This window comes from Colwellia sp. (genome assembly GCF_013214175.1).
In the GTDB taxonomy this organism is placed as follows: domain Bacteria; phylum Pseudomonadota; class Gammaproteobacteria; order Enterobacterales; family Alteromonadaceae; genus Colwellia.
This window is the reverse complement of record NZ_JABSPA010000012.1, coordinates 88,858-110,493: the sequence shown is the minus strand read 5'-3', so window position 1 is coordinate 110,493 and position 21,636 is coordinate 88,858. Positions and strand designations below refer to the sequence as shown.

The 21,636-nt window shown below is 39.9% G+C and carries 17 protein-coding genes; 8 read left to right on the top strand and 9 right to left on the bottom strand.

What is annotated here, in order from left to right:
• Positions 1–185 precede the first annotated feature (185 nt).
• Positions 186–704 carry an FxsA family protein gene (locus HRT55_RS20325; RefSeq protein WP_291624178.1) on the bottom strand — a complete coding sequence of 173 codons (519 nt, stop codon included), beginning with the start codon at positions 702–704 and terminating at the stop codon, positions 186–188.
• Positions 705–837: 133 nt separating this feature from the next.
• Here HRT55_RS20325 and cutA point away from each other — a divergent pair, with 133 nt between their 5' ends.
• Both cutA and HRT55_RS20315 read left to right on the top strand, forming a co-directional pair.
• Complete coding sequence (gene cutA, locus HRT55_RS20320; protein ID WP_291610878.1) at positions 838–1,149, top strand: divalent-cation tolerance protein CutA; 312 nt, start codon at positions 838–840, stop codon at positions 1,147–1,149.
• A gap of 5 nt (positions 1,150–1,154) precedes the next feature.
• The gene (locus HRT55_RS20315) at positions 1,155–3,029 is read left to right on the top strand and encodes a protein-disulfide reductase DsbD (RefSeq protein ID WP_291624176.1); all 1,875 of its coding nucleotides are present in this window, start codon (positions 1,155–1,157) and stop codon (positions 3,027–3,029) included.
• Positions 3,030–3,223: 194 nt separating this feature from the next.
• Here HRT55_RS20315 and HRT55_RS20310 read toward each other — a convergent pair whose 3' ends face one another.
• From HRT55_RS20310 to HRT55_RS20300, 3 genes are read right to left on the bottom strand one after another with little or no spacing between them, the layout of a single operon-like run.
• Positions 3,224–5,680, bottom strand: a complete 2,457-nt coding sequence (locus HRT55_RS20310) for an EAL domain-containing protein (RefSeq protein ID WP_291624174.1) — start codon at positions 5,678–5,680, stop codon at positions 3,224–3,226.
• 13 nt (positions 5,681–5,693) lie between these two features.
• On the bottom strand, positions 5,694–6,986 hold the full coding sequence (locus tag HRT55_RS20305) for a hypothetical protein (RefSeq protein WP_291624172.1): 1,293 nt from the start codon (positions 6,984–6,986) through the stop codon (positions 5,694–5,696).
• Positions 6,964–7,419, bottom strand: coding sequence for a hypothetical protein (locus HRT55_RS20300; RefSeq protein WP_291624170.1), 456 nt, complete (start codon positions 7,417–7,419; stop codon positions 6,964–6,966). The genes HRT55_RS20305 and HRT55_RS20300 overlap by 23 nt, the downstream gene beginning before the upstream one ends.
• Positions 7,420–7,746: 327 nt before the next feature.
• Here HRT55_RS20300 and aroQ point away from each other — a divergent pair, with 327 nt between their 5' ends.
• The 4 genes from aroQ (at position 7,747) to HRT55_RS20280 (ending at position 10,399) form a co-directional block, all read left to right on the top strand.
• The gene (gene aroQ, locus HRT55_RS20295; protein WP_291624168.1) at positions 7,747–8,217 is read left to right on the top strand and encodes a type II 3-dehydroquinate dehydratase; all 471 of its coding nucleotides are present in this window, start codon (positions 7,747–7,749) and stop codon (positions 8,215–8,217) included.
• 79 nt (positions 8,218–8,296) lie between these two features.
• Entirely contained in the window at positions 8,297–8,740 is a 444-nt protein-coding gene (accB, locus tag HRT55_RS20290) for an acetyl-CoA carboxylase biotin carboxyl carrier protein (RefSeq protein ID WP_291624166.1), read from the top strand.
• 45 nt (positions 8,741–8,785) lie between these two features.
• A complete protein-coding gene (gene accC / locus HRT55_RS20285) occupies positions 8,786–10,132 on the top strand; it encodes an acetyl-CoA carboxylase biotin carboxylase subunit (RefSeq protein ID WP_291610892.1) in 1,347 nt (448 codons plus the stop codon).
• A gap of 99 nt (positions 10,133–10,231) precedes the next feature.
• Entirely contained in the window at positions 10,232–10,399 is a 168-nt protein-coding gene (locus tag HRT55_RS20280) for an oxidoreductase-like domain-containing protein (protein ID WP_291624163.1), read from the top strand.
• 111 nt (positions 10,400–10,510) lie between these two features.
• Here HRT55_RS20280 and HRT55_RS20275 read toward each other — a convergent pair whose 3' ends face one another.
• The 3 genes from HRT55_RS20275 to HRT55_RS20265 form a co-directional block, all read right to left on the bottom strand.
• Positions 10,511–13,663: an efflux RND transporter permease subunit gene (locus HRT55_RS20275; RefSeq protein WP_291624161.1), complete on the bottom strand. Its 3,153-nt coding sequence runs from the start codon at positions 13,661–13,663 to the stop codon at positions 10,511–10,513.
• Positions 13,656–16,988, bottom strand: coding sequence for an efflux RND transporter permease subunit (locus tag HRT55_RS20270; protein WP_291624159.1), 3,333 nt, complete (start codon positions 16,986–16,988; stop codon positions 13,656–13,658). Before HRT55_RS20270 ends, HRT55_RS20275 begins: the two co-directional genes overlap by 8 nt.
• Positions 16,989–17,117: 129 nt before the next feature.
• The gene (locus HRT55_RS20265) at positions 17,118–18,272 is read right to left on the bottom strand and encodes an efflux RND transporter periplasmic adaptor subunit (protein WP_291624157.1); all 1,155 of its coding nucleotides are present in this window, start codon (positions 18,270–18,272) and stop codon (positions 17,118–17,120) included.
• Between the two features lie 369 nt (positions 18,273–18,641).
• Here HRT55_RS20265 and HRT55_RS20260 point away from each other — a divergent pair, with 369 nt between their 5' ends.
• On the top strand, positions 18,642–18,920 hold the full coding sequence (locus tag HRT55_RS20260; protein WP_291624155.1) for a hypothetical protein: 279 nt from the start codon (positions 18,642–18,644) through the stop codon (positions 18,918–18,920).
• An 84-nt stretch (positions 18,921–19,004) separates the two neighbouring features.
• On the opposite strand, the gene HRT55_RS20255 is transcribed toward HRT55_RS20260, so the two are convergent.
• Both HRT55_RS20255 and HRT55_RS20250 read right to left on the bottom strand, forming a co-directional pair.
• A complete protein-coding gene (locus HRT55_RS20255) occupies positions 19,005–19,664 on the bottom strand; it encodes a 3-oxoacid CoA-transferase subunit B (RefSeq protein WP_291624153.1) in 660 nt (219 codons plus the stop codon).
• A 2-nt stretch (positions 19,665–19,666) separates the two neighbouring features.
• Positions 19,667–20,374 (bottom strand): CoA transferase subunit A, encoded by a 708-nt coding sequence (locus HRT55_RS20250; RefSeq protein WP_291624151.1) that lies wholly within the window; start codon positions 20,372–20,374, stop codon positions 19,667–19,669.
• 186 nt (positions 20,375–20,560) lie between these two features.
• On the opposite strand from HRT55_RS20250, the gene HRT55_RS20245 reads away from it, so the two are divergent.
• Positions 20,561–21,469 (top strand): LysR family transcriptional regulator, encoded by a 909-nt coding sequence (locus HRT55_RS20245; RefSeq protein ID WP_291624149.1) that lies wholly within the window; start codon positions 20,561–20,563, stop codon positions 21,467–21,469.
• Positions 21,470–21,636 lie beyond the last annotated feature (167 nt).

The following is a 21,636-nucleotide window of genomic DNA, read 5'->3' as shown; positions in this document are numbered from 1 at the left end:
AATTTCTTTTAACCGAATCCTTCGGACAACATCTGTTGAACCTTTTTACGGCGTTATCGCCGTTTTATGTGACGCTACATGGATGTAGCCTATTTGACAATGCAGGAGCACATTGTCCTGAATAACCACATGTCAAAGGCTCTGCCTTGTAAAAATACCCAACAAATAGCTGCAATCAACAGACCCTAGTCTTTACGCTTAAACTCACCTTCTAGAGTCTCACCTTGGTGATGTGAAAGTGGCTCATTGGCTTGAGCTCTCGACGAAGTAAATGGCTCGCTGGTAGTTTCATGCTGATAAACATTACCTTGAGCACTATGATTAAATGCAGCGCCTGCGCCAAATTGATTAACCTTAATATGCTTTTGCACTTGATTAGCTATAGCAGTACGTACCGCGGGTACCAATAACGATAAGCCGAAAATATCAGTAACAAAACCGGGAGTGACTAATAAAACACCGGCGACTAATAGCATTAAGCCTGTGACTATTTCCTCTGAAGGCATTTCACCTTGTGCCATTCTCGTTTGTACCGACTGTAAAGTAGCTAAGCCTTGTTGACGGACATATTTAGCCCCTAACCAAGCACTTAAAATAACGATAGCAATGGTTGGCCAAATGCCAAGTAAAGCGCCTACTTGCATAATCACCGTTATTTCGATGATAGGGATAATGATAAACAGCACAAATAATAGTTGAAACATAATAATTCCTTATTTTCTATGAAACTTATATGGGGCTAAACAGGTCTTTTTCAAGGCTAGCTAATAGAACCCTAAGTTTTCCTTAATTCTCAGGGTATACTAGCAACAAGATTGCAGGAATTAGGTAACAAAAGTGTATCAATTAGTATTAACAACGTGCCCAGATGAAATCGTCGCCCAAAAAATTGCTCAACAATTGGTGACAGAGAAACTTGCTGCCTGCGTTAATATTATTCCTAACATCACCTCAGTATATTATTGGCAAGACGAATTACAATGCGATAGTGAAGTGCAATTGCTGATAAAAACCGATGAAAAAACCTTTGCAGCCTTAAATGAGCGAATTAACCAATTACACCCGTATGACGTGGTGGAAGTTATTGCCTTGAATATCCAGCAAGGTGATAAACATTATTTAAACTGGATCACTAACTCTTTGAAGTAGACTGAATGAAAAATTTACTTTCCCTATGTTTGATTATACTAACAAGCTTTACTTTTCTTCCCGCTGTTGCGCAAGAAAAACAATCGATTTTTGATATATCTAGTACTAGCTTATTTAGCAACGATGATGAATTCTTAAAGGTAGACCAAGCATTCACCTTCAATTTTTATCAACAGAATAACCAATTAGAAGTTAGCTTCGATATTGCCCCTGGCTATTACCTTTACCGTCATCAATTTAAGTTTAAAGGTAACAACATCCTCTTCACTCCGGTTGAGTTACCTGTAGGAATAGACCATGAGGATGAATTTTTTGGTATTCAGCAAGTATTTACTGAGCACCTTAGCTTTGTAATAAACCTCGAACAAGTATCAAGTGATGGCAGTATTAAAGTCACTTACCAAGGTTGTGCTGAAAAAGGCCTATGTTATCCACCAACAAGCCAGGTGGTCGAGTTAAGTAAAATTACCTCTGCTGGCAGTGCGGCAGTAAATTCGTCGTTATTTACCACAAGTGACAATAGCTCAAGTACTAGTGCCGCAAGTAATAATACTCAGCTAAGCACTAGTGAAGTGCAAAACAGTGAACAACATCAACTTGCCGATATGCTTAAGCAAGAGAGTTTGTTATTAACCCTTATTGCTTTTTTTGTCGGTGGTTTATTGTTGTCATTCACCCCCTGTGTTTTCCCTATGTACCCAATTTTAACGGGGATCATTGTTGGCCAAAGTAAAAATGGCACACCATTAACCACTAAGAAAGCGTTTACCTTATCTTTTGTTTACGTACAAGGTATGGCTGTTACTTACACCTTGCTCGGTATTGTCGTTGCTTTAGCAGGAGCCAAATTTCAAGCGGTATTTCAACACCCTATTGTACTGATCAGTTTAAGTGTTTTATTTATTTTCTTAGCCCTATCTATGTTTGGACTGTTTAATTTAGCCTTGCCTGCTAGCTGGCAAAACAAGCTCAATGCTATGAGTAACCAGCAAAAAGGTGGTTCATATGCAGGTGTATTAATGATGGGTGTTATCTCAGGGTTAGTCGCCTCACCTTGTACTACCGCACCATTAACAGGGGCATTGTTGTATATATCACAAACTGGCGATGTTGTTTTGGGCGCATCGGCTTTATATGCGTTAAGTTTAGGTATGGGTTTACCCTTGTTAGTACTGGGTAGTTCGGGCGGTAAGCTATTACCGAAAGCGGGCGCTTGGATGAATATAATTAAGAATATCTTTGGCTTACTATTGTTAGCCGTACCTATATTTTTACTCGAACGTTTTATCCCTGAAGTTGCTAGCCAAGCACTATGGGCATTATTGATATTAGCCAGTGCTAGTTATTTCTATGTCGCCAACCAAAACCATGCAGCAATACAAAAGAGTCAACAAGAAAAAGGCTTTTGGTTCGGCTTGCGCTCTTTGGTTATTTTCTTGATGTTATTTTTTGGTGCTAATATGACTTACCAATTAGTATTTCCAAACAGCAGCACTGTTGCCAACAGTGCTCAGCACCCGAGTTTTAAACAAGTAACCTCTTTGACGCAACTACAAAACGAAGTGACAAAGGCTAATGAGCAGGGTAAAACCGTGATGGTAGATTTGTACGCGGATTGGTGTATTGCTTGTAAAGAATTTGAAAAATATACCTTTGTTGATAGCCATGTACAGCAAGCACTGAGCAATACTGTCTGGTTGCAGATTGATATGACTGACTTTGACTCACCTGATAATGCCGAGCTTGTTCAGCATTATACTATCTTAGGTTTGCCATCAATTTTGTTTTTTGATTTACAAGGTAATGAGTTAACCAAGCAACGTACCACAGGATTTATAGGTGCTGATGAGTTCAGCGCCCATATTCAAGCAATATTTTAATAGTTATGGTGGCGTTGCTGAGTTCTGCACATAGCAGCGAATAGAAAATTAACAGCAAGTAGTCAGCCTTAGCTTTGGCTGACTATTTAAAACTGACCACTTAAGACTGACAGCCCAAGTCTAATTATTCAGAGCTAACGTCTCAGGGTTCAGGGTTCAGGGTTCAGGGTTCAGGGTAGTTAGGCTGGCTTGCCTCAAGATAAATCAATAGGGATTTCTTTAGGTACTTTCCAGAAACCTGCTGTCGTTTGTTTATCTATCATGGTAAACAACTCTGCTTCAGGTATCGGTTTAGAGTAATAGTAGCCTTGAATAATATCGCAATCATTTTCCGTCAAACTACGTAATTGCGCCTTAGTTTCAACCCCTTCAGCCACAACCATTAAGCCTAGGTTTTTCACCATGGCAATAGTTGAGGTAATAATTTGAAAATCAGAGTGATTTTCAAGCATGCCAAAGATGAAACTCTTATCTATTTTAATAACATCCACTGGCATTTTCTTTAAGTAGGCTAGTGAAGAATAGCCAGTACCGAAGTCGTCAATAGCAAAGCTAAAGCCAATCCTTTTTAAAGACTGCATCATGGCAATAGTATGATCCATATCTTTCACTAACGTTTGCTCGGTTAATTCTAACTCAAAAGTCTGCGCGCTAATGGAAAACTCTAGCAGTAGTTCTTTTAAGAAATGCGGTAAATTACTGTCAATAAACTGCCCCGCAGATAAGTTAATGGCAATGCGCACATCATCTAAACCATGTTTTTTAATGGCTACCGCAATCTCAAAGCAGCGTCGAATAATCCAATAACCGAGCTCAATCATGTGCTGTGAGTTTTCTAGAATAGGGATGAAGTCTTCGGGAGAGATCATACCGCGCTCAGGGTGTTGCCAGCGCAGCAGAGCTTCAAAACCATAGAGTTTTTTCGTTTTGGCACATATTTGTGGTTGCAGACTTAAGCTAAACTGCTGTTTGGCTAGCGCTTGTCTCACTTCACCTTCGAGCATAACTCGATGAGCAACACGTTGAAACATTTCTGGATGATAAACATGATATTGTCCGCCACCATTATCTTTTGCTTCATACATAGCGATATCAGCATGACTGATCAAATCATCCGACCTCTCAGTAGCCGATTCGGTATAAGCTATGCCGATACTGGTCGATACATAAAAAATATTTGAGCCTAACTTAATCGGTTCTTTAAACTGCAGCAGTACCTTCTCAGCAACTTCAATGGCCTCTTCAACATTTTTAAGGTGACTCAATACAATAACAAATTCATCACCACCAAAGCGAGTGGCTAGGTCTATATCACCAACACTAACACGAACTCGCTCAGCAGCTTGAATAAGGAGTTTATCGCCAACATTGTGGCCATTACTATCATTTACCTTTTTAAAGTCATCTAAATCGAGAAACAGTACTGCGACACCGCTTTTATGACGAGCAATATTGCCCAGTGATTTACGTAGCTGATAGTTCAGCATATTTCTATTTGGCAGACCAGTAAGTAAATCATACATGGCGATATTTTCTAACTCTTTGGTCTTTTGCTCAACCACTAAGTTAAGCTGCTCTAATTCAAAGCTAAGCTCTTTCGATGAATTCGTTAAAACATCCAACTCATCGGCAAACATTCTCGGTCTTTTTAAGTCAACTTGTCGAAATTCATCAAACTTTTTTTGCGCTAATAAAGGTAAGGCATTAGAGAGCAATAATAGTCGTTTGGTAAACGGGCTAGAGATAAAATAAACAAAGGCGGCTAACAAACTAAAGATAAGGCTTAGCGACAAAATAAAGCGTAGCTGATAAGCATCATTCTTAGCTTTAAATGCCGAAACATCATCAATTAACACGAGATAAAAGCCCTGTTCTTCCTGTATTACTAGTTCGAGTAAATTAAGTAAGTAGCTATTATTATCAATCTCAAGGTGCAAGCCCTGCTCTAGGATAGTATTTAAGGTTGAGTCGGACTTACCTAAGGTAAGCAGGGATTCCGTTAGTGTCATATTCGACGCTGAAATAACTTTTGCATTGGCAGTATTAATTTCATTATTAGCCTGATTAGCTATACGAATAACCGCCACATCTCTATCTAAAGTGGTTTTAAGAGCAAACAGCATATCCACTAATGAAGTGCTCATAGTGACAACAACCATGTCACCATTTTTATTCAGTAAAGGTAAACTCAACAATAATTGACAGCTTTGAGGGCAATAAATTCTATGTTTAGGCTCTTGCTGCTTGAACACTTGGGCAATGTTATCCTGCACAGCTTGAGGGAAGTCTTTAGTTGAAAACAAGATATTTTGATTGTCATCAACCAGCCAAATATCCTCTACGTTGAGGTGCAATTGTAATGCGTCATATTGCTTTTCAAGCTGCTTGGTTAGGCTGGAGAAGTCATCATGCTCTGATAATTGGATTAGATCGGTAAAGGATTCTAACCAAACCGTTAATTTTGTACGTAATATATTATTGTGCAAATTGACTTGCAGCTGACCTTGCACGGTATTATTTTGCTGAAACTCTTTATAGTCTTGCTGTAAACGCCAATATGACAGCGAAGAAAAACCCACCGCTAAAAAGAGTAAGGTTGATACAATCAGTATCATCAGTTTGGTTGGAACACCGATAAATTTTTTATTCATTAAAGTACTACTTCTAGAACCAATACATCAATTGTACGGCCCACATTTGCCAATCTTCGGAATTATTAATTTCAGGGTTAGGAGCTACAACAGGAGTTAACCTACCAGCACCTCTTACCCAATGATATTCAGCCCGAATACTAAAGTTACTGGTAAAATCATAATTAACACCTAAGGTGATATCTTTATGAAAACCAAAATAATATGGAATAGCTCCTCCTGTGCTTTCTTCCAATTCTTTGCCGTCTTTATCATCTTTATCTAGATAGAAGTCTTCATATCGCGCTAAAAAAGTTAATTTTTGCGTTAACTTATAGCGTGATTGTAAATAAAAACCTTGGCCTATATTATCGAGTTTAAAAGCCGGAAAATAAAAACCATCGATGGTAAAGCGCTGTTGATATATCTCACCACTGAACTCCCACTTTTCACCTTCATAGATAGCATTCATGGTATAAAACTGAAAGGTAAAGTCACTATCATAAAAAAAGTCACCCTTAGCTGGACCAGCACTGTCATAGGTAAAGCCTGCATCAAGCAGTGACACACCAAAACGCCACGGAGAAAACGCCGGTTGCCAATAGATACTTGCTTGGGCATCGTGATCTTGCTCGGCACTACCTTGAGCATATTCACTCAATATATTCTTGGTCTGTTCATCGGAAATAGGCGATGAACCATAGCTGAGTTGAAAATCAAAATTACCATATTCATCGGTACTGTGACTTAATTTCGCCGCGATACCATCACTTCCCACGGCAATATCTCTAAAGCCATCAAAATAAACAGATTGCGGCAGAATAATACTGGGTCTAGCAAAGGGGATATCTCTAGAGCTTGAATAAAGCCAATGATTATTTTTAAAGCGGCCTAAATAAATATTGGCTTGCCAATGTTCATCAGTAAACGCTGACCAGTCTAACAGTGCATAATCTACTCGGGCACCTTGTGCATAACGATTACCACCGTCTAAATAAACCACCTGACCCGCCAAACGAAAATTATTTGTTAATTGATACGAGATATTTAGCCCAATTTCGGTTAATTCAGTCGAAAGTTCACCGTCGTCATTAACAAAATCACTGCCGTTTACGTCAATAATGCCCTGTGAAATAAAGCCATGCAGTTGAAAGTCTTGCGAGTTAGTATAAGTTTTCCCCTCCTCTGCTTGTGCTTTAGTCGCAATACATGCGAGCAATAAAAAAGTGCACAACAGTGTTCGGGAAAGAAAGCTTCTAGAACAATACAAAACATTAACTCTGCTAGCTATTGCTACTGCAGCATTAGTCTTTAATTTTGACAACATTTACTACTCCTTGACTGCTAACCTTCGACTCTTCATCCATATGAAGTGGCTCTTGACTCCGAGAGTCATTATTACTTTGCCTTAATAGCACTAACGTTGCTTCACTTATATATCCAATAGCGCCAGGGGTTTTGGTGACTGCTTGGATCAGTTCCTGTTCAGATTTTACAATTGTCGGTGCGACCCCTAAACCTGAATAAGTTAATTTATGCCAGATACGATTGAGTTGATAAGGGAATATTTGCAAACGCTCTTTGGCAAAACGTTGGTGAAGTTCATGCTGACTTGGTAAAACAAATACGGTAATAGCATGGTTATCACTCCAACGTAATTGACGCATAGTATAAATACGTCGCAGCTGTGATTTAGTTAAGCTACTTTGGGTAACTTGTGGGTGGGTGACTACTTCAATAGCGGCAACTTGTGTGGTCACAAGGCACGCTAGCATAAGCACAATAGCCAGAAAATAGTGTTTAATAAGGAAGCCCTACAATAAAGCTGAAAAAATATAAAAAATACGTTTAAAATCAATACAATAATAACTACAACTAGCTAATGATAGCCCAAATCAGTAGAAAATCAAACACCTAGCTTACCTCTAAAGAGGTTTGACCAGTACTTTGCTGCTATATTCTTCGAAAACATAGCTATTATCGCCAATAACAAAATAATAGTGAAAAACCAATTTTTTTAGTTCACAGTGCTGCTATTTTGTGTAATTATTAGCGCCAATGATTTTTTAATGGTGTTTTAGCAGAAGATGAGCACGAAGTTTACAGTTTTAGTGTTAAATGGCCCAAACTTAAATATGCTGGGTAAACGAGAGCCTGCTATATACGGTAAGCAAAGCTTAGCTGACATTATTGCTGAGCTCAGCTTGCAAGCTGCTGACAAGCATATTGAGTTAAAGCATCTACAAAGTAATGCTGAGCACGAATTAATCGATGCGATTCAACAAGGCTTTCAACAGGTAGATTTTATCATCATCAACCCTGCTGCATACACTCATACCAGTGTCGCTATAAGAGATGCTCTACTTGCTGTTGCCATACCTTTTATCGAAGTACATTTATCAAATGTGCATGCGCGTGAAGCTTTTAGAAAGCACTCATATTTATCTGATATCGCCGTAGGCGTTATTTGCGGTTTTGGTGCGCAAGGTTATAGCTTCGCCCTAGAAGCGGCCAGTGCTCACTTAAACAAGGCACAAGCGAGCAATAAGAATCAATAACAAAACGTAACGGTTAATGATTAATTATTAACCTATATTGAAAAATATTAATTTTAGTAACCCAAATTAAGGTGTTCCCATGGATATTCGTAAAATCAAAAAACTTATCGAGCTAGTTGAAGAGTCAGGTATCAACGAACTAGAGATCTCTGAAGGTGAAGAATCAGTACGCATTTGTCGTGGCGCTACTGTCGTTGCTGCAGCCCCTGTTGCAGTTGCAGCCCCTGTTGCGGCTCCGCTTGCTGCTGTTGCCGCTGCCCCAGCTGAAGCCGCTGCCCCAGTAATTACGGGTCATATTGTGCGTTCTCCTATGGTTGGTACTTACTACGCATCAGCTTCACCTGATTCGCCAGCATTTGCTGAAGTAGGTAAGCATGTAAATGCTGGTGATACTTTATGTATTGTTGAAGCAATGAAAATGATGAACCAAATTGAAGCGGACAAGTCTGGCGTTATTAAAGAAATTTTAGCGCAAAATGAAGACGCTATTGAATTTGACCAACCGCTATTCATCATTGAATAAACCCATTTATCTTAACTTAAAGATTTCAAACATAAGGGTTATTCCATGTTAGAGAAAGTTGTTATCGCCAATCGTGGCGAAATTGCCTTAAGAATATTGCGCGCTTGTAAAGAGCTTGGTATCAAAACTGTCGCTGTTCATTCAACGGCTGATAAGAACCTTAAACACGTTTTATTAGCGGATGAAACCATTTGTATTGGTAAAGCACCTGCACCTGATAGCTATCTTAATATACCGGCAATCATTACCGCAGCAGAAGTAACCAATGCTGTTGCTATTCATCCCGGTTATGGCTTTTTAGCAGAAAATGCTGATTTTGCTGAACAAGTTGAAAATTCTGGTTTTGCCTTTATCGGTCCAAAAGCAGAAAGCATCCGTATCATGGGTGATAAAGTTCAAGCTATCAAAGCAATGAAAATTGCCGGTGTGCCATGTGTACCTGGCTCTGACGGTCCATTGACTGAAGATGAAGCAGCAAACAAAGCCCATGCTAAACGTATCGGTTACCCAGTAATCATTAAAGCGGCTGGTGGTGGTGGTGGTCGCGGTATGCGCGTAGTGCGCAGTGAAGAAGAATTGGTTGAGTCTATTGCCTTAACCAAAAAAGAAGCTGGTACTATTTTCAAAAATGACATGGTTTACATGGAAAAATTCCTTGAAAATCCACGTCATGTTGAAATTCAAATAATGGCTGACGGCAAAGGCGCTGCAATTCATTTAGGTGAGCGTGATTGTTCAATGCAACGTCGTCATCAAAAAGTAGTAGAGGAAGCTCCTGCACCAGGTATTACCCCTGAAATGCGCGCTAAAATTGGTGAGCGTTGTTGTAAAGCTTGTATTGACATTAACTACCGCGGCGCGGGTACTTTTGAATTCTTGTATGAAAATGGTGAATTCTACTTCATTGAAATGAATACCCGTATTCAGGTTGAACATCCAGTAACTGAAATGATCACCGGTGTAGATTTGATCAAAGAGCAACTACGTGTTGCTGCTGGTCAACCGTTATCTTATACGCAAGATGATATCAAAATTTCAGGTCACTCAATTGAGTGTCGTATCAATGCTGAAGATCCTCGTACTTTTATCCCTTCACCGGGTAAAATCACTCGTTTCCACCCACCAGGTGGTTTAGGCGTACGTTGGGACTCTCACATTTATGCAGGTTATTCTGTGCCGCCACATTACGACTCTATGATTGGTAAGCTAATCACTTGGGGTGATAACCGTGATGTTGCAATTGCGCGTATGCGTAATGCCTTAGCAGAATTAGTGATTGATGGCATAAAAACCAACATTACCTTACATCAAGATATTTTAAGTGATCAAGGTTTTGTAAATGGTGGTGCTAACATTCATTACTTAGAGCATAAGTTAGCTGAACTTGACTAACTAACACTCAATTAGCTATTAAACAAAGCCCTGCAATTGCAGGGCTTTTTTGTTATTCTAGCCTGGTAAATATTTCACTTATTTGAGTTAACAAAGCTTATGTCCAATCCCAATGAAAAACCCCTAGCGCCTGCCGATGACGATTGTTGTGGTGGTGGTGCCTGTAATCCCTGTGTATGGGATGGCTATTACGCTGAATTACAAACATGGCGTATTGAAGAAGCAAAACGCCGGGAACAAGCTGAAGCAGAGAAAAACTCAGAATAAGTCATTATTAAAATCAATAAAAAAGCCAGTAATGCATTAGCTTTACTGGCTTTTTCTTATTCAAAATAAAAACAGTGAATACTTACCCTAAAATGGTTTATCCCGTTTTTATTACACCTTGGCAATACGCTTAGCAAAGCTATTGGCCTTATTAAAGCCAATGCTTGAGTTTCTCGCCAACCGACTAAACATCAAGTAACACCAAGGAACTAGGTATAAACTGGTCACTGTTGAGAAGGTTAAACCGCCAATAATTGCCACAGCTAAAGGCGCATAAGATGGGCCATCTCCGCCAATTTGAGTTGAGCCTAGCGCAAGTGGCACCATACCTAATACTGTCGTTGCTACCGTCATTAACACTGGGCGCAGTCGAGTAATACAAATATCGGCAATCACTGTTTCCAACTCATCAATTTTTGGCGACATCTGATTTATTTGATCGATGAGCACAATACCATTATTGACCACTATGCCCATTAATATCAAAATTCCAATCATTCCCATCACCGACATACTGCTACCAGTAAGCAGGAAGAACCAAAAGACACCGACAATTGAATATAAAATAGAGCTAATAATAGCCGCTGGTAATAATAACGACTCAAATAAAGCCGCCATCACGATGTAAATCATCGCTAAAGCTAACAGCATATTCACCAGCATAATATTTTCCTCTTGTTGCTGACGATTAAAACCTCGCCCCAACTTCCAGGTGTAACCCGTAGGTAAATTCAAGGTATCCATGGCCTGCTCAATACGCTCTTGTGCTTGCTCCATGGTGATGTCATTCATGTTGGCCCCTATGGTCAATGCAGTTTGTCGCTCTTCACGATAAATTGCCGATAGCCTTGGCTGAACCTTAAATTGAGCAACACTTTCTAAACTAATAGTTTGGCCATCAATTTCGGTAATAGGCAATTTTTTCAACTGATTTAACGAGTACTTAAGGCGTTCATCATAAAGTAGACGAATATTAACTTCGCCATTGGGATCATGACGAAAACTACGCAGTTCAAGTCCACGTAATGCTGTACCGACTATTTGCGCCACTTGCCGAGAATCAAGCCCCAATTGATTCGCTTTAAATCTGTCAATGACCACCACCATTTCTTTTTGATGTTGCGAGACATCACTTTTTACATCCGTTAAACCGTCAACATGGGCAAGCACCGGTACGATTTGCTCAGAGAGTGTCATCAACATTTCAGTTGAGGCACCCAATAAGGTGACACTTACGCCGCCACTTTTAGCACTGCGCCAACCAAAGTCGGGTTTAGCTTCAGCAAATACCGGCATATTTTCTCGAATACGCTCTTTCAATTCATTCATTGAAATATCGCGACTTTCTTTCAACAATAAAGTCGAAGAGGCACGTTCACCACTGTAGTAACTGTAAACAGAGTCAATATAGAATTCTTCTTTATGTTTATATAAGTATTCTTCCATGCGATTGACCATAGCTTCGACATGCTCAAGTGGAAACTGACCTTCGACGTGGTAACGCATAAACAAACGAGTACCGTCTTGATTGTCATTATTGTCTGAAGTAATCACGCCCATAGGGATTGCCGTACTGGCTAAAATCAACAATGCACAAAAGCCAGTGATTTTAGGATGCGCTAATACCCATGACAGGCTTTTTTTGTAGCGCATACTGCCTTTATCACCTGCGGCACTGTTCTCTTGATTAGCCATTGAATTAGACGATGTGTTAGTCGATTTATTTGCCAGTTTTTTTATTGTTGCCTTGCTAGGTTTTGCTGCCAGACTTTCTAGTGGCATCTTACTTAACAGCAAGGGTAATAAGGTTTTGGCAATCAATAATGATGCCGCTAATGATATACAAATGGCGATAGCGACATGCTCTAAGAAAACCGTCAATTGTACTTTTTCGCCAATGATATTGGGCAAAAACACTATCATTGTGGTTAGTGTACCCGTCATTACCGCTAACGAGACTTTATCAACACCGCGCAATATATTGTCAATTTTTTCTTGTTTAGTACTTGCAGGATTATTGCGGTGCTCCGCAGCGATAGATTCAGTGATCACCACAGAATTATCAACCAACATACCGACCGCTAATAATAGCCCCATCATTGATAGAATATTGAGTGTGTAACCTAAAAAGTACATCACAGCTAAGGTTATACAAATTGAAAAAGGCACGGAAGCAACCACTAAAATAGTGGCGGTAGTGTTGCGCAGAAATAGAAATAGCACAATAAATGACAATGTGGCGCCAATGCCACCGGCCATCAATAAATCAGACAAAGAATCGGTTACCCCTTTCGCCTGGTCCTCCATCATAAAAATATTGATGCCATTAAACTGAGGACTATTAGATATTTCATCAACGGCACTAACCACTCGGCCGGCAACATCAACTAGGTTAGCGCTAGACTCTTTAAAAATATTGACACCGATGGCGTAACTTCTATCTAAGTGTCGACCGTCGATTCTTTCTGGCTGCTCAAATAGCACCTGGGCCACATCACCAAGATAAACATTATCTTTAACCATCAACTCTCTAATATCATTTAACTGGGTAAACTCTCCTTTCGGACTGATGCGAATAGTGTTGGTTGCTGACTTTAGCGAACCGGCATTTATAGTAAAGTTATGCGCCTGCAGTATTTGTGTTAACTGTCTAACATCAACATTGTGACTTGCCATTCTTTCACTTATTAACCGGATAGAAATTTGTCGTTGATCTACGCCATAAAGCTCAACTTTTGAAACCCCTGACATGCGCTCAAGTGGCTTTTTCAAATAATTATTAAGCAGTTGAAAGCTATTTTGTAATTCACGTTCACTGGAAATACGTAATGTTAAAATAGGCATATCTGCGGTAGAAAATTGATAGACAAACACCCGTTGTAAATCTTCCGGTAATAAATGCCGCACCGCATCAATTTTTTCCCGCGCTTCTATCGATTTACCCGTTAGGCTACTTTCCCATGCAACTTCAATACTTATTTCTGCGCCATGTTCTGTTGAGCGAGAACTGAGTCGCTGTATGCCGCCCATAGTTGCCAGTGCCTCTTCAAGCGGTTTGGTTACTAAACGCTCTACTTCTGCTGGCGTTGATGCTTGATATGGCGCACTGATCATCATTTCGGGAATGTCTATACCTGGCCATTTCTCCAGAGGCAGTAACTGAGTTGCAGCCATGCCCATCATCAACATAGTGAGACAAAGCATAAAGGTGGTTACTGGCTTCTTAATAGCCAGCGCCGTTAAGTTGAACTTGCTATTAGACATTTTGAGGCTCCACTAATGGGTTTATTCCAGGTGCATTATTACCTGCAACCGTCTCAACGCCTTCAGCAAACTTCTTATTATCGAATAACTGATACAGCACAGGTAAAACCACTAAGGTTAATAACGTTGAGCAAAGTAAACCACTGATAACGGTAATCGCCATTGGAGTTCTAAGTTCAGAGCCCTCCCCCATGCCTAAGGCCATAGGAAGCAGACCAAGGGCCGTGGTCAATGTTGTCATTATAATAGGACGTAAGCGAGACTCAGCAGCCTGCTTTATCGAGCTAATTTTATCCAAGCCTTGTTCGCGTAGTTGGTTGATCCTATCCAATAAGACAATGGCATTATTAACGACAATCCCCGCTAACATGATCAAACCAATAAAGACGATGACACTGATATTGCTGCCAAATAAATATAAGCCATAAATAGAGCCAACAGCTGCTAACGGTACACTGAACAAGATTAATAATGGCTGTAATAACGACTCAAACTGAGATGCCATCACTAAGTAAACTAAAAATACTGCCAAGGTTAATGCCATCAGCATAGAAGTAAATGACTGCTGCATTTCTTCACTTTGGCCACCAAAAGTTGGTATGACAGTTAGCGGCAGTTTTAGTTGTTTTATTAACTCATTCGCCCGAGCTAAGGCACTATTTTGATCGCCCATAGCAATATTTGCGCTAATAACGGCAACACGTTGTTGATTAATACGATTAATTTGCGCGGGGCCAACTGTCTCGACAATATTACTGATACTTTCTAGGGTGATAGGGAAATCATCATTAGGGTTAACAACCAGCTCTCTTAAATCACCAATGGAGTCTCGTTGCTTTTTATCGCTACGCACTAATATATCTATCTTGCGATCAAGTAAGGTATATTTACTGGCTATATTACCGCCGATTTTAACCGCGACAAGTCTGGCGATATCAGGGGAGTTTAAACCTAGCTGGGCAATTTTCTTCTGGTTAAAATGTATGGCTAACTCTGGCTGACCTTGACGTTGGCTATTCGCTACGTCGACAAACTGTGGGTCTTGCTGCATCAATTGTGTTAAACGTTTGCTGTAGCTTGATAACAAGTCCAGATCATAACTTGCTAATTCAATGCTGATTGGTTTACTAAAAGTAAACAACTCTGGTTGATTTAATTGCGTGGTCGCGCCAACAAGCTTTTGTGTATATTGACGAATATCAGCCATGACTTGCGCTTCATTTTGACTGTCATGTAGCATAATTTGCAATCTAGCCTGATGTTCTCCACCTTTATCAGCATTACTGGTCATCAAGCTACCGCGCCCGGTTAATGAGTAGGTACTTTTAATTCGCTTATCTTGTTGTAATTGTTTAGCTATTTTATTGATGGTGCGGTCGGTTACGGCCAGTGGTGTACCCGGAGCAAGCTCAAGTTCAAGGTAAAATTCTCCTTGTGCCAACGGCGGTAATAATTCCACGCCAATTTTAGGTAATATGAAAAATGCAGAGCCAGCAAAGGTCAAGCTTATCAATAATGTAGCAACGCCATGTTTCAAGGCAAATGTTAACGATTTACTATAGAGGGAAGCGAACTTATCAAAGATAAAGTTAAAGCCGGCAGTGAGTGGCTTCATTACAAAGGAAGCAACCTTATTCACGCCATGAAAAGCCAACAGCACAATACGGGTAATCAACATTGGCAACCAAATAAAGACCAGCTTAAGTGGCAAGGTTAAAATAAAAGTTATTTTTTTATACCAAACTAGTGCTTTAAAACTAGTTTTACTGTCATCAACAGCAGCATTGTTTGTGGTACTGTTTTTGGCATTACTTCCAGCATTGCTACTTGTTTCGCTTTCTTCTCTCTCTTGAGAGGCCTGTCTTGAAGCTAGCATAGGAATCAATGTTAAGGCGACAATTAATGAGGCAATTAAGGCAAAGGCAACTGTCATCGCTTGATCGGCAAAGAGTTGGCCGGCTACACCTTCGACAAAAATTAACGGCACAAAAACAGCCAGCGTCGTTAATGTCGAGGCTATAATTGCGCCACTCACTTCTTTAGTACCTTTTCTAGCCGCTTCAACAGCACTCAAGCCCTGCTCTTTATAACGGGCAATATTTTCCAGCACCACGATGGCATTATCAACCAATAAGCCCGTTGCTAAGGCAATACCGCCAAGAGACATAATATTAAGACTGATGCCATTGCCGTACATCATGTTAAAGGTAGCAATAACAGAGACCGGGATTGACAGTGAAATAATGAGTGTTGGGATAATCGAACGTAAAAACAGATACAAGATTAACATGGCCAGCAAGCCACCAATTAACGCCGCTGATTTCACTTCGCTAATGGCATTAGAAATAAAGGTTGATTGATCATAGACCACAGTTAATTGATAACGATCGCCTAATGATTTATTGATAGCGTCGAGTTTATTATTGATTAATTTAGCCACTTGTACCGTATTAGCGTCACCTTCTTTATAGATGGCTAACTCAACCGCTTCAACAGCATTAATACGAGTCACATCGGTACGTTCTTTGTAACCATCAACTATGGTGGCAATATCGTTTAGGGTGATAATTTGTCCGTTTTCACGATAAACCACCAACTCGCCAATTTGACGGATATCGGTAAATTGATTCAGCGTGCGTACTAGGTATTGGGTATTACCCTCAATTAATTTACCTGCTGAAATATTTATATTCTCGGCATTAATTCTATTAATTATCTCTTGGCTACTTAAGTTAAGCTGCGCCAATTTGTGTTGATCAATAATCACTTGATATTCTTGCTCTAGACCACCACCTAATTTTACCGACGCCACCCCAAGCAGTGACTCTAATTGTCGTTTAACATCATATTCGGCATAGGTTCTTAGCTTGGTTAAGCCAGCTACTGAATTATCTGAGGTTTGTAAACCCAAACGAATAATGGGATCTAAAGACGGGTTAAACTTTAAAATCAGTGGCTTTTGCACATCAAGAGGTAAACTAATAAGGTCAAGTTTCTCTCTGACTTCTAAGCTGGTAATATCCATAGCAACATCCCACTCAAACTCAAGTAACACGTCTGACTGGCCTGCTTTAGAGACTGAACTTATTTTCCGTAAGCCTTTTACCACACCGACAGCTTCTTCAATGGGTTTGGTAATTAACTGCTCAATTTCTGCCGGAGCAGCGCCGGTATAGTTAGTTCGCACGGTCAACGTTGGGTATGACAGATCAGGTAATAGATTAACCGCCAGACGAGATAAACCCACTAAACCAAAAAGCATTACCGCAAAAGTAAACATCCACACCGTGACCGGACGTTTTATTGCTACATCAACAATACTCATGATAAGGCTCCAATGGTATTTACACTACTGATCAGTAATGCAGTAAAAATTAAACATAGGGTGGCTATTGGATGTTTAGCAGCCACAAAAAACAGTCTATCAATCAAAATATTCATCCTCTTTGACTCTCTATTTAGTGGTTTTTGCTATAGCAGTATCAGTATCAGTTAGTGCTTCATCCTCGAGAGCATCATCATCACTGGCTTTGGCATTTAAAATTTCCACCAAGGCATTGGCTTTAAGGTTATGGTGGCCATTAACCACCACAATGTCACCTTCATCTAACTCGCCGCTTATTTCAGTAAGTTGCTCTTGTACAAAACCTTTATTGATTAACACTTCTACCGCTTTATTATCTTTTACTAAGTAAATTTTGCTTATGTTATCAAGGGTAATGATGGCATCTGTTGGAATGGTTAAGGTGTCTTGGTGGGTATCAAAAGTCAGCGCTATTTGTGCAAACATACCAGGCTTTAACTGCAAGTGGTCATTACCTAGGGATAAAATCACTTTGAAGGTACCGCTGCGACTGTCGATTACTGGCGAGATTGAACGTATCTGAGCAACAAATTGTTTACCTTGACGGGCACTGAACTGTAATACCGCCTGTTGTCCTAATTGTACATAGCTCAGCTTATGCTCAGGTAAATAAACCACGGCTTGTAAGCTTGATTGATCAACAATATGAAATAGCTTTTGGTAACCTTGAGTAAAGTGGCCTGTTTTGATAAAGCGTTCAGAAATATAACCTGATATTGGTGCAACAATTTGGCTATCCTTTAAGTCTAGCGCAGCCAACTCTTTCGCAGCTACTGCAGCTCGATGTTGATATTTCAACTTATCTGATGCTTGTGCACTGACCAGTTGCTTTTCAGCCATTAAAGATAAACGCTTTAACTCCTGCTCAAAACCCGCTAACTCGGCTTCAGCTTTATCGAGTGCTAATTGATAACGTCTGGCATCAACTTTAGCAAGCAGTTGACCTTTTTCGACAAAATCACCTTCTTCAACACTTAGCTCTTCAATGATGCCTGTAACGCGGGTGATAATCTCCGCTTCATTACGAGACTCAAGAGTCGCTGTGGTATGGAAGTTTGAGGAAATATCTTTACGTTCGATACTTGCCACCATCACTGGTATGGCAAATTCTGCAATTTCCTGCTCTTCTTTAGCTTCTGGCTCTGAACAAGCCGTTAGAAAAACAGTGGTAAGCAGCATAGAAGAAAGTAGTAATTTTTTTGAAGCTAATGTTTTTGCAAATAATGTTTTAGAAAAAGTAAGCATGGGTATTTCCGTATTTTTAATATTGCATTAAAAATAGCACAGGCTATGCCACTTAATCATTTTCCATATGTAACAGTAAGTTACACTTGATTACACAATATAACCCAAACAAAACTGGTTAATTTAACTAATAAGTTAGTGTTTTTCATAATTATTTTTGTCAAATTAACTAATTGATAAGTATTTAACCACTTAGCCTAAATAAATTAGTAGCACATGAGAAAGGTAACAAAATTTTTATTTATTTTAACGGCACTGGTTAGCAAAATAGACTGTACAAAAAGCAACATCAGCCCAACAATTCTCAACAGTGTCACCGGTCATAATTGGTTATTATCTCTCCACTAGCTAAAGAGTTAGGTAAAAATCATGCTAAATAACTTAATACAGAACAATGAATCAAGGTCTATCAATGCTTTTTTAACCGACAGCAGACAGCAGAGCTACGATCAAGACACCTTATGGGACAAACTTAACCTTAGCCAACAATATGCGGTGTGTAGCTTAGGACAATTTGGTTACCTACTCACCTATGTACGTAACTTTGGTGATACTACTCTGGCAATATTGAAGCAAAATGACAAAATTGCCACTATCAACGAAGCGGGTGTGATCAATATTAATCCGGCTATTGTCTGTCGTCAGTAATACTAATTACTTCATATTTTCTTCGTAAAAGACCAAAATAAAAAGGCGAACACATGTTCGCCTTTTCGCTATAGAAAACGGCTATCAGCTAAATTTCATCTCAGGAATATCGCCTTCAATCACCAGCTCACCTTGAGTTAACTCGATAATTTCTGCCACCGACACGCCTGGTGCCCGTTCAAGTAAATGAAATTGCCCTGCTTTTATTTCAATAAAAGCTAAATCCGTTAATACTTTTTTGATACAGCCTTTACCTGTTAAGGGTAAAGTACAATTACTGAGTAATTTAGACTCACCATGTTTTGAAGCGTGGGTCATAGTAACGATAATATTGTCAGCGCCCGCCACTAAATCCATAGCACCACCCATGCCTTTGATGAGCTTTCCTGGGATCATATAAGAAGCAATGTTGCCATTAACATCCACTTCAAATGCACCTAATACAGTTAAATCAACATGGCCACCACGTATCATGGCAAAGGATTCGGCGGAATCAAAAATTGACGCGCCAGCAGCCATAGTTACCGTTTGTTTACCGGCATTGATTAAATCGGCATCAACTTCGTCCTCTGTTGGAAAAGCGCCCATACCCAATAAACCGTTTTCTGATTGCAGCATCACCTCTATGTCTTTAGGAATGAAGTTTGCTACCAGCGTTGGTATGCCGATACCTAAGTTTACGTAAAAGCCATCTTGTAATTCTTGCGCGACACGCTGTGCGATTTGATCTCTTGATAAAGCCATGATTATTCTCCTGCAGGTCGTGTAGTACGCTGTTCAATACGTTTTTCAAAAGTACTTTGAATTAAGCGGTTAACATAAATACCCGGCGTGTGAATCTCATCTGGGTCCAGTTGCCCTGGCTCAACGATCTCTTCCACTTCAACCACAGTTATTTTTCCAGCGGTTGCCGCTAAAGGGTTAAAGTTACGCGCTGTTTTTCTAAACACTAGATTGCCGTATCTATCGGCTTTCCACGCTTTCACTATGGCAAAGTCACCCACTATCGCCTCTTCTAAAATATAATCACGACCATTAAACTGGCGTTCATCTTTACCCTCAGCCACAGGTGTACCGACCCCCGTGGCCGTGTAAAATGCAGGAATACCAGCACCACCAGCGCGCATTTTTTCAGCCAAAGTTCCTTGGGGGGTTAACTCAACACTTAGCTCTCCTGACATCATTTGTCGTTCAAACTCAGCGTTCTCACCAACATATGAGGCAATTATTTTACTAATCTGGCGATCAGGTAATAACAAGCCAAGACCAAAACCATCAACACCACAGTTATTAGAAACGAGAGTAAGTCCTCGGGTGCCTTTATGTTTTATCTCACTGATTAAGTTTTCTGGAATACCGCAGAGGCCAAAGCCGCCGGCAATAATGGTCATGTTATCCGTTAACCCTGCCATCGCTTCTTCATAGCTATACACAACTTTATCAAATCCTGACATCTGTATTACTTTCCACTTTGATGAAAAGCCCTAAGTAAGTTTTAAGTGTTTAGCAGTTTTAACTAATTGCATGCATTTGTTAAATTGATTAATCTTAACTATTGATAACTTTTACTTATAAATGATATCTATAGGTACAGCTATAAATAGTTTCCTAATAAATTAATACGCCGATGTGAGCATAAAATGAATATCACCTTAAAACAGATCCGCGCATTCCTTGCCATTGCCCAAGTAAAGAGTTTTGCCGAGGCTTGTGAGCTGTTACATATTTCACAACCAGCTTTAAGTGTCACTATCAAAAACTTAGAAGCAACCGTTGGTGGTCAACTTTTTGCTCGCTCAACCAGAGCCCTAGCCTTATCTCCTGAAGGTGAGCTATTTCTACCGGTAGCAAAACGCTTGTTAACTGATTTTGATAATGCCTTGGTCGAACTGCATGAAAGTTTTGCGCTTAAGCGCGGCAATTTATCCTTTGCTGCCATGCCCTCTTTTGCTAGTACTTTATTGCCAAAACAACTGGTGGATTTCAATAACCAATACCCCGCAGTAAAAGTAAAAGTTCATGATGTCATCGCTGAAGATGCAGTAGCCATGGTGCGTTCAGGAAAAGTAGAGTTCGCCATCAGCTTTGATCCTGGTAATTCTGATGATCTTAACTTCGAGACCCTTTTTACCGACAAATTTATCGCTGTTTTTCCACAGAGCCACCCGCTAGCTAACACAAAGAACATTCAATGGCAGCAGCTTAGTCAATACCCATTCATAACACTGCAAAGACCATCAAGTATCCGCTTATTACTCGATGAAACCTTAGCCAAAGAGGGCATATTTCTCGATATTGCTTTTGAAGCAAATCAGCTAGCAACCGTAGTACAAATGGTGGCTAATGACTTAGGAATTAGTGTTATCCCCTCACTTTATCAGCAACAACTCTCGGCGCTGAAGCTTAACTATTGTCAAATAAATGAACCTGTTATAAGCCGCCGTGTCGGCATTATCAGTAAGCGCAGGCATGTTTTTTCTCATGCTGCCACTGAGTTTTTAAGAATTATCCAGCGTAATTTCTCACAAGATATCTCATCAGTTAAGTAGATCGAATGAATCAAACTAGCGACTAACCTAAGTCAATCAACTTAGGTTAATGGATGAAAGCTCATCAAACTAATCCTTCAAAATAAGCCTTAAAACTCCCCCCTTCAAAAAAGTATTTACATAGCTAGATTTATCTACTATCAGTCATGCCTTGAGTAAATAGTCCT